This window comes from Deltaproteobacteria bacterium, assembly GCA_016709225.1.
Lineage (GTDB): Bacteria > Myxococcota_A > Polyangia > Nannocystales > Nannocystaceae > Xiheibacterium > Xiheibacterium phototrophicum.
Genome location: JADJEE010000012.1, coordinates 3,601,275 through 3,615,634, shown reverse-complemented (window position 1 = coordinate 3,615,634; position 14,360 = coordinate 3,601,275). Strand labels below are relative to the sequence as shown.

Genomic DNA, 14,360 nt, shown 5'->3' with positions numbered 1-14,360 from the left:
GGTGCTTCAACCCCTCGGCCGCGATCGGCCTCCTGCGCCCCCGCACCAGTCCAGAACGGTCCACCCCGGAAGCCGACTTGGTCGACCGCCGCGCTTGTGATCACGGCACCGGCACCTTCAACAACGCGTAGTGAAAATTCTCGTACACCCGCTCGACCCCGCCGCGGACGTCCTGCGGCAGCTGTGGCGCGAGGCGGTTGGCGTGCTGCACGGTGGTGATCGCCCACAGCGTGATGCCGCGGCCGCGCGCCTCTTCGACCAGCTCGGTGAGGGCGGCGCGATCGACTTCCTTCATCACCCAGATGTTGGCCTTCGAGAAGTAGGTCTCGCCGCGGTAGTAGAACCACCAGCTCATCAGGCGATCCTGCGGGCCGCGATTGTCGAAGTAGACCCGCATCGCGCTGCGCTGCGACCAGCTCTCGGATGCGCCCGGCACGTAGTCGGCGATCACCCACGCGCGGGTCAGCACGCCACCGAGCACCAGCGACACCAGCGCGAGCTTGCGCGGCGCCCACGGCCACAGCAGCAGGCCGATCGCGAACGGAGCACAGGTCGCCAGCAGCATCGTCACCGGCGGCGCGCCCTCGGTCCACATGCCGGTGTAGAGGTACGTGGTGAGGTGCGCGAGCCAGGCCGGTTGGTGCATCGCGTCGCGGATCACCACCGCCACCAATGCGAGCCCGAGCCCGCCGGTCGCCCAGCCCACCCATGAGTGCTTGGTGCCACGCTCGTCGGCGTTCGCGTCGAGCCACAGGCCCGTCACCAGCGCCGCCGGCGGCAGCACCGGCAGGATGTAGTGGTAGTACTTCGTGGTGCTGTAGGTGATCGCGAACAGTGCAACCACGAGCCACAGCGCCGCGAAGCGCTGCAGCGTCACGCCCGGCTTGCCATCCGGCTGCGCGAACGCTCGCAGGCCGACCACGCCGGCGACCGGCACGATCGCCGACCACGGCAGCGCCGCCAGCCCCAAGGTCTCGAGATAGAACGTGAAGCCACCCACCGCCTGCTTCTGCTCGCCGGTCGAGAAGCGCCGCAGGTTGTTGTCCATGATGAGCTCGTTGACCCATCGCTCGCCGCGGTAGAGCGCCATCGCGTGGTGCCACGGGAACCCGACCAGCACGAAGATCGCGATGCCGGTCGGCAGCCCGCAGCGTCGCAGCAGCTCCCAGCGACCGGTGTGCAGCAGGTGCACGAGGATCACCAGCCCGATGATGCCCGGGCCGATGAGCCCCTTGCCCAGCAGCGACAGCCCCGCGAACAGGTACACCAGGCCCATCAGCGCCTGGCTGCGTCGCTGCCACCGCAGCGATCGCAGCAGGACCGCCGCGACGATCGCCCAGTAGATCCACATCTGGCGCTGGATGTCCTGCAGCCCCTGCACGCGGCGCGGGACCTTGCCGACCGCGCGCCACACGTAGGGATCGAACGCGTGCTGGTGGATCACCGCCAGCGGCACCACGGCGGCGAGCACGAACACCACGAGGTAGGCCAGCCACGCGCGATCCCACGGCACGCTGCGCCAACCGTGGCCGCGCCGTCGCAGCTCGCGATCGGGCTGCAGCCACGCCAGCGCCCACCCGCAACAGGCCGCGACCACCGGCGCGACGAAGAACATGTCGGTCAGCGCCTGCCGCGTGACGATGGCAAACTGCGGCATGGTCGCCACGATCGCGCCGGTCAGCACGCCCGCGCGCGGCGACGCCAGCCGCCACGCGGTCGCACCGAGCACCAGCGCCGCAGCGTAGCCGGCGAGCATGCTCGGCAGCCGCAGGGCCAGCTCCGCCACCGGCGAGTGCACGAGCTCGGCGGGATCGGGCGCCGTGCCGACGCCGAACACGCGCATCGACAGCGCCATCAACCAAAACGGCAGCGCTGGCTTGGATGCGAAGCTCTTCTCGGCCTCGCCGTGGGGGCCACCATTGCCCGGCTGCCACCACAGATCGACCGGATCGTGACGCACGACGATCTGCCGCGCGACCTCGCCGTAGTGGGTCTCCCACGGGTCCCACGGGCCCGCCATCGCGATGGTCGCGAGGTCGACGACGACCACCGACAACGCGACCAGCACCGCCCACCCTGCGGGCGTCTCGAGCAGCCACCGCCACCACGGGCGCGACGCCATCGGGCTCGACGGCGTCGACGAGTTCGACGGCTGGGCGGCGGCGTCCAACGTGCGAGCGAAGGTAGCAGCAACTCGGGCGCGCCATCGCGGGGATCGATCACGAAAGCGACCGAAACCGTCCGAGCGCCGCGCGCGTCGGCTCCGCGCGCGGCTGCGCCGGCGCCTGGCAGGCCCGACCCTGGCGCCCGCGTCGTCACCACCGCAGGTGATAGCGCGTGCGCTCGGGGCCCTCGTCGATCGTGACGTCATCGGCGCGCGGCGGCCGACGCACGACCGCGCCGTAGAACACCGACGCATACGCGCGCAGCAGCAGTGGTGTCCACAGCGCCGCCGGGGCCCACAGGTCGAGCTCGGCGTGGTCGTGCGTCGCGCTCGCGAGCTCGAGCCGCACCCCGCGATGGAAGTAGCCCCACACCATCGGTGCGCCGCGCAGCAAGCGACTCGGGTTCACCAACGCGAGCAGGCGTCCGTAGAGCTTGCTCTGTCGCTGGGCATGGATGACGTCGTACCAGAACGCGCACGCGGCCGTGTCGTCGAGCCCATGACCATCCCACAGCGCGAGCGTCACGGCGTGGTACTCGACCTCGCTGATCCACTCGGTCACGAGCCGGCGGCCGTCGAGCAACGCACGCACGCGCTCGGGCAGCTGCGCGGGATCGAAGCGCGCCGGGGCCCGCGCGGTCGCGAACTGCAGCAGCGATGCTTTCACGCGCAGTGAAGGGAACGCATCGAGCCCCCCACCGGGGCCGGCGTCGAGCGCCGCGAGATATCGTGCGAGGCGTGGGAAGTCGGACATCGACATTGCGGGCGCTTCAGGGTAGCCGCGTCGCATCGCCACGACGAGCGAATCAGGTGGGCGGCGCTGCGGCCTCGCGCCGGATCGCCGCGACCTCGCTGGCGATCAGCCCCAGCGCGATGAGCCGCCACAGCACGTGCACGGCGAGCGCACGGTGATCGGCGCTGCCGAAGCTGGCGCCCGCGAGCAGCACGACATTGTAGACCAGCGACGCCAGTTGGACGACGCCCAGCAGCGCGACCCCGCCCATGCTCGGTCGAGCCCACGCGATCGCACATGCGATCGTGAGCGCCGCGATGTCGGGCCCGACGGTTTCCCATGCGCCCGTGAGCAGGCCCGCGCCAATGAACCACGCGATGTGGCCACCCGTCACCGCGATCGCGCCGCGGAAGCGCGGTGGTGCCAAGCGCGTCTTCGCGAACAGCAGCGCCAGCAACCCGGTCGCGATGCCAGGGATCCACAGCGAAGCCCCGGCGTAGTTCGCCAGTGCCATGCCGCCGATCGCACCGACGACGCCCCCGGCGACGCTCAACGGACTCTGCTTCGGCGCGGGCGGTTCGAGACGACGCATCACGCGTCAGCCTACACGACACCGGCGTGACTCCGCGCGACGAGCTGGCGAACCCCGCGCGTCGCGGCCCGAACATGGGTCGGCGTGGCACCTCGTCGGCGATCAGTGCGGTGCCGCCGATGCCTCGGCCTCGAGCGCGAGCGCGTCGGCGTGCCTTCCCTGCGTGCGTCGGAGCGCGGCAAGATCGCGCAGGGCCCCTGGCAGGTCACCGGGCGCGACGTCCGGTGCACGACGCACGATCTCGAGCTGTTCGATCAGTGTGGCTTCGGCAGCATCGGTGCGGCCGGCGGCGAGTTCGGCGTGGCCGCGACCCTCGAGCGCGATCGCACGCAGGCGCGCCCACGGCCCCTGCGCGGCGACCACGATCGCCTCGGCACGATCGAACAAGTCGATGGCGCGTTGATGGTCGCTCTGCGCCAGGCGAACGCGGCCGAGGCCGATCAGCGCCACCACCAGCTCGGGGTGATCTGGCGGATACAGCCGACCGAGCATCGCCAGCGAGCGCTCGAATCGTTCCTCCGCGGCGTCGTGGATGCCCCGACGCAGGTACTCGAGGCCGAGGTTGCCGAGCACAGTGGCGGCGCTCAAGGAGTCGCCACTGGCCGCGAGGTTGGCCAGTGCGAGCTCGTTCATCGCCAGGGACTCCTCCTTGCGGCCGGCATGGTTCAGCGCGACCGCGAGGTTGATGCGCGCGGTCGCTACCCGCGGAGCGTCGTCCCCCATCGCCAACCGCAGGCCCTCGACGACTTCGGTGAAGACCTCGACCGCCCGATCGTGTTCGCCCGCCGCGTCGAGGAACATCGCCAGCTGTCCTCGCATGCTCGACAGCTGCGGGTGGTCGTGGCCGAGGATCGGCTCGAGCGTCGTGATCGCGGGCTCGAGCTCCGCGCGGGCCCGCACCACCTCGCCGCGATCGCCGTACAGCTTGGCGATGCTGGCGTGGATCGTCGCCGCGACCACGAGCATGCTGGCGTCGGCCTCGGCGATCGCCAGCGCCCGCGCGTACGACTGCAGCGCGTCGTCATAGCGCGCCGCGGTGTCCAGCGCCGCACCGAGGCCATGCTCGAGCCGTACCAGCTCGGCGCGGGGGTCACCGCCGCGACGCGTCAGCTCGACGCGCGCCAGCTCACCCCAGCGGAGCGCATCCTCGATCGTGATCGCCTGACGACCGGTGCTCCACACCAATGCAATCGCAGCGTCGCCGGCGGCCTCGTCGTGGCCGCTCTCGATCGCGAGCCACACCGCCTCCTCCAGCAGCGCGCGGGCCTGCGGTTCTTCGCCGACGCGCTGGTGGGCGAGACCCACGAAGGTGAGCGCCTCGGCAACCAGCGGGGGATACTCGAGCGTGCGGGCCTCGATGACGGCCTGCTCGCCGAGCTCGACGGCGGCACGGTAGCGACCGGCGTCGATCAGCGCTCGACCGCGAGCGAGCTCGGCACGGGCCTGCTCGACGGCCGCGCGGGTGCTCGGGTCGTCCGGCAGCTCGACGGCGTTCGCGAGCGACGCAGGATCACCGCACGGTGCGACGGGCCGCAGCTGCGCGACCAGCTCGAAGGTGTGATCGACCACGTCGGGAGTCGCCTCGGCCAAGGCGTCGGTGATCGCCACCAAACCGCGGCGACGCGCCGCCATGCAGGCGCGGCGCCGATCGAGCAACGGATCGGGCGACGCGGCGCGGCCGAGCTCGCAGAGCTCGCGGTGCATCGCGAGCCACTGCGCGCTCCAGCCGTCGAGCTGCGCGCTCGCATGGGCCCACGCCTGGGGTGCCCACGGGTGCTCACTGCCGGCGAACGCGTTCTCCCGCGCAGCGCGGGTCGATCGATCCCACGCGCCGTCGAGGCCATGGGCGGCATCATCACAGGGGTCGGGCCGAGCCAGCGCGAAGCCCAGCCCACTGGCCCCCGCGAGCGCAACCAGCCCGGCGCCGAGCCACCGACGGCGACGCGCACGCGGATCGTGCGCCAGCGCGTCGCACAACGCGTCCATCGTTGGGAAGCGCGCGGCTGGATCCGGCGCCAGTCCGCGCGCCACGATCGGCCATAGATGCGCAGGCACCCGCCGTCGCGAGCTCGGCGGCCGCGGGCCGGCCCGCTTGGCGGCGAGCAAGCGACGCAGCTCGACCTGGTAGGGCCGCTGTCCCCACAGCGCCTCGACCAGCGCGATGCAGAATGCGAACTGATCCGCGGCGGGCCCGGCCTCGCCGTGCTCGTGCTGCTCGGGGGCCATGTACGCCGGCGTGCCAACCACGCGCCCCTGCGCCGTGACGGCCGTCCGCGCGAGATCGTGGGCGCTGAGCTCGTGTCCGTCGAGCTGCGGCGGATCGAGCTCGACGACGGCCCGCGCGATGCCGAAGTCGCCCACGCGCGCGCGACCATCATCGCCAACGAGGATGTTCGCGGGTTTCACGTCGCGGTGCACCATGCCGGCTGCGTGCACCGCCGCGAGCCCGCGACCAACCGCGAGGAAGACCTCGACGACCTCGCGCCACGGCCGCGGCCCGTCGATGCGCAGCCATCGCTGCAGATCGACGCCGCGCACCAGCTCCATCGCGACGTAGATCAGCCCCCGATGCACGCCGACCTCGTAGACCGCAACCACGTTGGGGTGCGAGAGGCGAGCGAGCGCCCGCGCTTCGGCCACGAGTCGGCCACGCGCGAGCTCGAGCTTCTCCGAGCCGCGGACGCCGGGCGGTCGCACGACCTTGAGCGCGACCTCGCGGTCGAGCGTCGCGTCGTAGGCCCGCAGCACCACCCCCATCGCGCCTTCGCCGAGTGGCTCGATCACCGTGTACCGGCCGACGCGCTCGCCCGGGGCCGGCACTTCGGCCGCAGCCTGCATCGCAGCATCGTCGGTGCGCTCGCCGTCGTCGGCCGGCTCGGTCACGTCTGCGATCATGGATCACTTCGGCGTCCGCGCTGAACGTCCGCGTCACAAGGCCTGCGACGCCGCTCGTGGCGATGCGTCCGCGGTGGCGGCTCACGGATCGCCGGGCACGGCCGACGCGAGCGCAGCGAGCTCGTCGCCCTCGAGCGCACGTCCGTAGAAGCGCACGTCCGCCAGCCAGCCGTCGAAGAAGTACATCTCCGTGCCGTTGTCCGAGTCGCAGCCGAAGCGAACCGGATGCTCGTCGTACGCGATGCCCTGCAGCCCGAGCTCACCCTGCAGCTCGCCGGCCACCCACAGCGAGAGCACGGTTCCGTCGGAGCTCGCCGCGACGTGGGTCCACGCATCGCCCGCGGGCGGCGCAGTTGCGATCACGCTCTCGACGATCACCTCGACGGTGAGCATCCGCAGGTCGCCCTCGCCGTCGACGTAGAACTCCCAGCTGTTCTCCGACATGGCGCCGTAGGCCTTGCCGAAGAGAAAGTAGGTGTTCGCGATCGCCGTGGGTCGAACCCACGCCGCCATCGTCCACGCCGCGGGCGCCAGCGCGTCCTCGTGCGGCACCTGCAGGCACGTGCCGACGCCGTCGAAGCGCGCGAGGCCACCGTCGACCGAAGGACAGCTACCCGAGCACGTCGCGGTACCTCCGAGCACGCCATCGTTGGCGACACCAAAGTTGCCCGCCGCCTCGAAGCGCAGCCAGATCAGCAGGTCGGGATCGACTGCGGGTCCGGTGGTGCTGCCGGTGTCGTCGCTCGAGGCGGTGCCTGCGTGACCGGAGCTCGAGTCGTCCATCGACGCGGACGAGTCGTCGACCGCGAGCGTGGTCGCCTCGACGCCGCTCGACGTGGTCGGCCGCCCCGTCGACGAGCCACCGGTGTCGGCGACGCCGGTCTCCGAGCCACCCGCGTCGGGCGGCACGCACTCACCCGAGCGCGTGATCGCCGTAGCGCAGCCCCGATGCGCACGCGGCATCGGGGAACGCACACGCGCCCGCGGGCGTGCATACACCCTGGGTCGACCCGCGCACGCAGGCGCCGTCGTCGCTGCACGCGAACGCACCGACGCCGCACGACGATGCGACCGCGAGCAGCGAGATCGCGGCGAGACGACTCACCCCACCACTTTACGCGACTCGTCCGACGCTGGTCGCTCTTAATCTTCTTCAGCGCGCGGGCACGTCGGCCCACTCGCAGTCGCCGACGTTCTCGCCCGGCGTCTCGCAACAGGCGAGCACGTGCGCCCGCGCGTCATCGAACCGCGCGTGCCACTCCTGCTCGTCCGTGATCGGCGCCCCCGCACCCGGCATCCAGTACGCCATCCACCACCGGGGGCTGCCCGGCAGCATCGCGTCCAACACTGCGGCCTCGTACTGGGCTTCCTTCGCCGCACCGAGCGCGTCGGCGGCGAGCGTCGTACAGGTCTTGCCATCGCCGAGGCGGTGACAGCTCGTGCACGGGCTCGCGCGCGGCGACACCAGGTGGCGGGCACCGGTCGCCCGCACGTGACCGTCGAGGCCGACCAATCCGTAGGGTCCACGATCCATCGCGACGCTGCGCCAGTCGGTCGACGCGAGGTACGGCGTGTAGATGAACGGATCGTGGTCGTGGCACGGCGTGCAGTTCTCGCCCTCGGTCACGTAGAACTTCGCGCCGAACTCGGCGCGTTGCGCTGCCGTGGCCTGCTCGAGATCCAAGGGCGGCAGGTCGTCACCGTGCGTGACGTCGTCGACATCGTCCCAGAAGCACGCGACGCCAGTGCGCACGTTCTGTCCGATCACCGCCACGTCGTGGTAGAGCAGCCGACCGTCGAGATCGAGGTAGGGATCGCGGCAGATCCACCGCACCATCACGTCGCCGTGCTCGAGCTGCCCGAGCCGGCTGTGCTGCGCGCACGAGCCGGTGAAGATCGACGGGTTCGCGCAGTGCGTCACGCCGATGCCCGCTGGCACCCATGCGCCCTCCGGGGTCGAGAGATCGGCTTCGTAGGTCACGATCGGCTCCGCGCGATCGCACTGCAGCTGCTCGGGCGAGGGCAGCCAATCGTCGAACGCGTGCTTGCAGCGGCACGCGTAGCAGAGCTCGCGACCGGGGTCATGATCGAGATCGACGCACGCGCTTGCGCAGGCATCCGGCGCCGGTTCGGCGCCGGTGGTGCTCTCGCCGCCCGTCGTCGTCGTCGCATCCGTGGCGACCGTGGCAGCGTCGACGCGACCGTCATCGCTGCTGCCCGAGCCCGCAGCGATCGACGGCGCCACCTCGCACCCGAGCCCGACCGCCGCGAGCCCGAGAGCTGCGAGCCGCACCATCGCGGATCCGCGGCTCACTCGAGCCCTCGACAATAGCCGACGAATTCTTCACCCGGTGGCGCCTGCCCGGGGCGGTACCAAGGCGCGCACTCGAGCTGGGGATCGAGCAACGCACACGCCGACGAACGCGTGTCGCAGAACGGCGCGCAGCAGCCGAACGATCCCGTGCAGCCCGGCACCATCGACGCGTCGGCGCAGAAGAGGCCGGGGTCGCACACATTGAGGTACTCGCACGGATCGCCGTACGCACCGCCCGCACCGCCCGCATCGGGTACGCACTCGAAATGATAGCCGGTGGGATAGCAGGCGGTCCCCAACGGGCAGGTCTGCTCGACCGGGCAGCACGACGGAATGCACAGCGCCAGCTCACGCCCCTCACAATGCGCGTTGGGATCCGTGCACGTGGGCGCCGCCTCGAGACCCCGACAGAACTCCACGCAGGTGCCGACGCCCGACTCGGAATTGGCGCCCCAACAAATCGCCGGCAGCACACAGGTATCGACCCCGCTGTACGGGCCGTCGATCACGGTGCACGGCTCGCCGATTCCATCGGGATCCGCAGCGATGGGCACACACTTCATGCCGTTCCAGGAATGACTGCCATCGTAGGACCACGCCGTGCACTTTTCGCCGGCGGGACAATCCTGCGCCCACACGTCGCAGAGGATCATGGGGTTGCCGCCGTCGGGATCGCGGATGAAGCCCGCCTCGTCGACGTCATCGGATCCGTCGTCGACCCCGGAGGTCGTCGGCATCACGGGTTCACGTGCCGGCGGATCGTCGCGCGACCCGCTGGGCCCGCCGCCGGTACTCTCGCCCGCCGTGCCACCGACACCGGTCGCGTCGGCCAGCGCGCCGCAGCCGGCCCCGACGAACATCACGAGCATTCCCACGCACCTCATGCGGGCACCCAACAGCCGCCGACGAACTCTTCACCCGGCGGCGCTTGCCCGAGGTCCTCATACCAAGGCACGCACTCGAGCTGGAGATCGAGCAGCTTGCACGCCTGTGATCGGGTGTCGCAAAACGGCGTGCAGCAGCCGTCCGAATCCTCGCAGCCGGGCACCACCGACGCATCGGCGCAGAAGAGGCCAGGGTTGCACACGTTGATGAAGTCACACGGATCACCGTACGCACCGGCGGGGCCGCTGACATCGGGTGCGCACGAGAAGTGCGGGCCAACGGGATAGCAAGCCTCATCGACCGAACAGTCCTGCTCGAGCGGGCAGCACGTCGAGATGCACAGCGGCACGCTGCGCCCTTCGCAGTGCGTGCGGGGATCGGAGCAGAGCGGACTGGCCTCGGTGCCCGCACAGAGCTCGACGCAGGTGCCGATGTTGGTCTCGCGGTCGACGCCCCAGCACGTCGCACCGCGTACGCACGAGTCGAAGCCACTGACCGGACTGTCGACCACCGTGCACGGCTCACCGACGTCGTCGGGCTCGGGATCGATGGGCACGCACTTCGATGCGTTCCACGAGTTGCCGCCATCGTCCGCCCAGACGTTGCACTTCTGGCCGACGGGACAATCCTGCGCCCACGTATCGCAGAGATGCGCAGCGCCGTCGCCATCGGGATCGCCGATGAACCCCGCCTCGCCGCCGTCCGAGGCGTCGTCCGGTCCGACGCCGGTGGTCACCGCCGGCTCGCGTGCGGGTGGATCTTCGACCGACTCCGGTGCCTCGGCCCCGGTGCTGTCAGCCGCGCCGGAGCCCTCGCCGCCCGCGTCCACGCGCTCCCCACACCCGCCGCAGAGGGCGAAAACGAGGGCATGATGACGGCGCAGCGACGATGTGATGCCCATCGAGGCAGGATAATCCTTTGATTGCTAACGAATCAAGCTCGGATTCCTCGCCTGCGAGGGAACGGCGTCCCGGCATCCGCCCCGTCGGTGCGTGGACCCACGCGGTAGCCTTCCCGCACCAGGATGTCCGCCCCCCATCTCGATCTCCAGCGTGAGCACGTGCGCGAAGCCGCGACCCGTCTGCACGGGCGCATCGTCCACACCCCGGTGGTGCGCGTGCCCGCGCTCGACGAGCGCAGCGGTCGCTCGCTGTTCTTCAAGGCCGAGAACCTGCAGCGCATCGGTGCCTTCAAGGCCCGCGGTGCGATGCATGCCGCGATGCGAATCGATCCTGCGCGACGCGCCCGCGGGCTCGTCACCTACAGCTCGGGCAATCACGCGCAGGCGGTGGCCTGGGCCGCGCGCGAGTTCGGCGTGCCGGCCGCGATCGCGATGCCCACCGATGCGCCGCCGGTGAAGCTCGCGGCGGTGCGACGTCTGGGTGCCGAGGTCGTGCTCGCGGGTACGACCTCGACCGCGCGCTACGAGGCCGCGTTGGCGATCGCCGAGCGCACCGGCGGCGTGATCGTGCCCCCCTTCGACGACCCCGACATCATCGCGGGCCAGGGCACCGCGACGCTCGAGCTGCTCGAGCAGTGCGAGCGCGAGCACGGCGTGCAGCTCGACGCGTTGGTGGTGCCAGTCGGCGGCGGTGGCCTGCTCGCGGGCGCGTGCGTGGTGTGCCGCGGCACCACGACGAAGGTGTGGTCGGTCGAGCCCAAGGGCTGCGACGCGATGGCGGCGAGCATCGAAGCGGGCGCGCGCGTGCGCGTCGAGCCGGCCGCGACGCTCGCCGACGGCCTCAAGCCAGTGCAGGTCGGCGAGCTCAACTTCGCGATCGCCCAGCGCGAGCTCGCCGGCTGCCTGCGCGTGGTCGACGAGCAGCTCGCCGACGCGCTGGTGGCCCTGCTCGTCCACGGCAAGCTCTTGGTCGAGCCCTCGGGCGCGGCCGGGCTCGCGGCGGTGCTGTCCGGCGCCTTGCCGGCGTCGTGCCGCAACGTCGGCGTGATCCTCTCGGGTGGCAACGTCGAGCCCACGCTCGTGGCATCGTTGCTGACCCGCCTCGGGACCGACGCGTGACCATGCACCGAACCCTGCTCGCATCGCTGCTGGTGGCCACCGCCTGCTCGAACAAGCCCGAGGCCACCAGCGACACCGGCCCGCCGCCCTCGATGGTCGCGACACCGGCCCCGGCCGACCCGGCGCGCAAGACCGACGCGCCCGAGTCGGTGGTGTTCGCCGATCGCACGTCGCTGGCCTACGTGTTGCTCGTCACCGACGACGTGAAGGTGCCGACCCGCGAGCAGCTCACCGCGCTCGTCGACGCCAAGCTCGGCGGCGACACCCAGGATGCCGAGGTCGGCGTGCTGCGCGAGCTGATCAGCCTCGACCCCCAGGGCGACCCACGCCTGCGTCCGGGCAATCACCCCCGCGATCTGCTGGGCCTGTACATCGAGGGACTCGATGCGAGCGCTCGACGGGCCGCGGTGTCCGAGGGCGCGCTCGCCGATCCCGTGCTCACGCGCGAGCTCGAGGACGACGAGCGCGCCGCACTGGCAACCCACCGCCGCGGCATCTTGCTCCGCGCCGACTACCGCAACGAGCGGGCCGTCCGCGGCTTGCGACTGCTGCAGACCCTCGTGCGCCTGCTGGCGAGCGAGACCGGCGCGCTCATCCACGATCCCGACACCGGCGAGACCATGGGCGTCGAGGCCTTCACGCGCCGGCGCTTGCAGGCCGGGCTCGGCAACGTCGCCGACCAGGTCGCGGTGGTGCCGTTCCCCGATCCACGCCACGGCGCACCGTTCATCCGCCTGACCACCCGCGGCATGCGGCGCTTCGGCAGCGCGGATCTCGAGCTCGACGGCCTGCCGCTCGACGAGCAGGAGCTGCAGCGAGCGACCTACCTGCTGCACGGCCTCGCCTATCGCATGACGCGGCTGGCCGAGCTCGACCCCTCGGGCTATCCACTCGAGATGACCGACGACGTCGAGGTGACCCACGCCGACGTCACGCGGGCGTACTCGCGGCTGCAGGGCAAGATCCCCCGCTGCGAGGACTGCATCGGCGAGGTGACCGTGGGGCTTCGCAAGCGTCCGGCCGAGCCCAGCGATCCCCAGGATCACCTGGTGCTGCGCGTGGTCGCACCGCGCGACGACGCAGCCGGTCTCTCGGATCACCCGGCGTGGGTACGACAGGCGATCGCGAAGCTGCTGGGCAAGCCGTGATCATCGACATCGGCGCGTGACACCGGCGCGACAACCAAGGTAGATCGCGGATCGCCGTGAACGCTCCCCTGGTGTGGATGGATCTCGAGATGTCGGGCCTCGATCCCGACCACTGTGCGATCCTCGAGATCGCGACGATCATCACCGACGCCGAGCTCGGCATCATCGCCGAGGGCCCCGACCTGGTGATCCACCAGAGCGACGCGGTGCTCGACGCGATGGACGAGTGGTGCACCCAGCACCACGGTGACAGTGGCCTCACCGCGGCGGTCAAGGCCTCGACGGTGTCGTTGGTCGATGCCGAGGCGCAGACGCTGGCGTTCATCGACCAGCACTGCGGCCCACGGCAGGCGCCGCTGTGCGGCAACACCATCTGGCAGGATCGCCGCTTCCTGCTGCGGCACATGCCGACACTCGAGGCCCACCTGCACTACCGGCTGGTCGACGTCAGCACCATCAAGGAGCTCGCGCGGCGCTGGTATCCCAAGCTCGAGGCGCCGAAGAAGTCGGAGAGCCACCGCGCGCTCGATGACATCCGCGAGTCGATCGCGGAGCTGCGGTTCTATCGCGAGCGCCTGTTCGTCGCGCCCTGAGCAACCCGTCAGTCGGTGAAGAGTCCGACCCACGCGTCTTCGCCGGTGCCGATCTGGGCGACCCAGCCGACCGCGGCGATGCCGACCCCGGGCACCACCGCGAGCGAGGTGATGCCGTCCTCGAGGCCGAGATCGCCGCTCAGGGCGTAGGCCCACTGCGCATTGCCGGCGTCGTCGAGGCCGGCGACGAAGCCATCGTCGAGCAGGATCGTGGTGCCGCCGACGACCATGCCGTGGTTGCCGAAGACGACCGCGCTCGCACGTGCAGCCGCACCGCCGATGTCGAGCGGACCGTTGCCGTCGGGCACGCCATCGGGCGTCCACCACCAGATCCAGCCGCGGTCCTGCTGGCCCATCTCCCCCGGCGGGCCCATGGTGCCGACACCTGCGATGCGACCGTCCGGGGCGATCGCGAGGCCGCGCACGCGGGCATTCATGCCCGGATCGGCCTCGAACGAGCTGCTGAAGCCGGTGCCGCCGTCGGCGGTCAGCGAACCGAGCCAGATCGTCGAGGGCATGCCCATGCCACCGAACGCGTTGCCGGTGAGGATCGTGCCACCGTCGGCGGCGGGGATTGCAGCGCCGATGAAGACGGCATCGGCGAGCATGGCGTCGCCGAGCAAGGCGCCGGTCGCGTCGAAGCGCGGCGCGGCGATGCCGAGGCTATTGAAGCCACCGGTGTTCGCAATGATCGCGAAGCCCTCGGCGGTGGTGCTGGCGAACACGGTGCCGGTCGCGAGGTCCTCGGGTCCGCCGTCGAACTGCGTGAACTGATCCTCGTCCCAGCGCATCACCAGCCCGCGATCGTCGCCCATGCTCGCGCCCGCGACCCATACCGAGCCGTCGGCGGCCACGGTCACCGAGGTGGCGTATTCGTCGTCACCGAGGTCGAGCAGCGCCGCGGCGGCGTTGCCACCATCGGCGGTGATGCGCTGCGCCCAGGCGTCGTCGCTCGCCGTCGCGAGGTTGCCGACCACCAGCACGTCGCCTTCGATCGATGCCGCCACGTCGCGCGC

12 protein-coding genes are annotated in these 14,360 nt (G+C 71.1%); 3 read left to right on the top strand and 9 right to left on the bottom strand.

Features of this window, described 5'->3' with window-relative positions; genetic code table 11:
- Positions 1-100 precede the first annotated feature (100 nt).
- From IPH07_39990 to IPH07_39950, 9 genes are all read right to left on the bottom strand, one after another.
- A complete protein-coding gene (locus IPH07_39990) occupies positions 101-2,170 on the bottom strand; it encodes a glycosyltransferase family 39 protein (protein MBK6923635.1) in 2,070 nt (689 codons plus the stop codon).
- A 145-nt stretch (positions 2,171-2,315) separates the two neighbouring features.
- Positions 2,316-2,924 (bottom strand): hypothetical protein, encoded by a 609-nt coding sequence (locus tag IPH07_39985; GenBank protein MBK6923634.1) that lies wholly within the window; start codon positions 2,922-2,924, stop codon positions 2,316-2,318.
- Positions 2,925-2,970: 46 nt separating this feature from the next.
- On the bottom strand, positions 2,971-3,489 hold the full coding sequence (locus IPH07_39980; protein MBK6923633.1) for a hypothetical protein: 519 nt from the start codon (positions 3,487-3,489) through the stop codon (positions 2,971-2,973).
- Between the two features lie 102 nt (positions 3,490-3,591).
- Positions 3,592-6,384 carry a tetratricopeptide repeat protein gene (locus tag IPH07_39975; protein ID MBK6923632.1) on the bottom strand — a complete coding sequence of 931 codons (2,793 nt, stop codon included), beginning with the start codon at positions 6,382-6,384 and terminating at the stop codon, positions 3,592-3,594.
- Between the two features lie 81 nt (positions 6,385-6,465).
- Complete coding sequence (locus IPH07_39970; protein ID MBK6923631.1) at positions 6,466-7,293, bottom strand: LamG domain-containing protein; 828 nt, start codon at positions 7,291-7,293, stop codon at positions 6,466-6,468.
- 4 nt (positions 7,294-7,297) lie between these two features.
- Positions 7,298-7,489 (bottom strand): hypothetical protein, encoded by a 192-nt coding sequence (locus tag IPH07_39965; protein ID MBK6923630.1) that lies wholly within the window; start codon positions 7,487-7,489, stop codon positions 7,298-7,300.
- Between the two features lie 48 nt (positions 7,490-7,537).
- On the bottom strand, positions 7,538-8,698 hold the full coding sequence (locus IPH07_39960; GenBank protein ID MBK6923629.1) for a hypothetical protein: 1,161 nt from the start codon (positions 8,696-8,698) through the stop codon (positions 7,538-7,540).
- Complete coding sequence (locus IPH07_39955; GenBank protein MBK6923628.1) at positions 8,695-9,582, bottom strand: hypothetical protein; 888 nt, start codon at positions 9,580-9,582, stop codon at positions 8,695-8,697. The genes IPH07_39960 and IPH07_39955 overlap by 4 nt, the downstream gene beginning before the upstream one ends.
- Positions 9,579-10,412: a ribulose phosphate epimerase gene (locus IPH07_39950; GenBank protein ID MBK6923627.1), complete on the bottom strand. Its 834-nt coding sequence runs from the start codon at positions 10,410-10,412 to the stop codon at positions 9,579-9,581. Before IPH07_39950 ends, IPH07_39955 begins: the two co-directional genes overlap by 4 nt.
- A gap of 195 nt (positions 10,413-10,607) precedes the next feature.
- Between IPH07_39950 and IPH07_39945 the strand changes: the two genes are divergently transcribed.
- The 3 genes from IPH07_39945 (at position 10,608) to orn (ending at position 13,344) form a co-directional block, all read left to right on the top strand.
- A complete protein-coding gene (locus IPH07_39945; GenBank protein MBK6923626.1) occupies positions 10,608-11,603 on the top strand; it encodes a threonine/serine dehydratase in 996 nt (331 codons plus the stop codon).
- Positions 11,604-11,605: 2 nt separating this feature from the next.
- Positions 11,606-12,751 (top strand): hypothetical protein, encoded by a 1,146-nt coding sequence (locus IPH07_39940; GenBank protein ID MBK6923625.1) that lies wholly within the window; start codon positions 11,606-11,608, stop codon positions 12,749-12,751.
- A 77-nt stretch (positions 12,752-12,828) separates the two neighbouring features.
- Positions 12,829-13,344 carry an oligoribonuclease gene (gene orn / locus IPH07_39935; protein ID MBK6923624.1) on the top strand — a complete coding sequence of 172 codons (516 nt, stop codon included), beginning with the start codon at positions 12,829-12,831 and terminating at the stop codon, positions 13,342-13,344.
- The last annotated feature ends 1,016 nt before the right edge of the window (positions 13,345-14,360 follow it).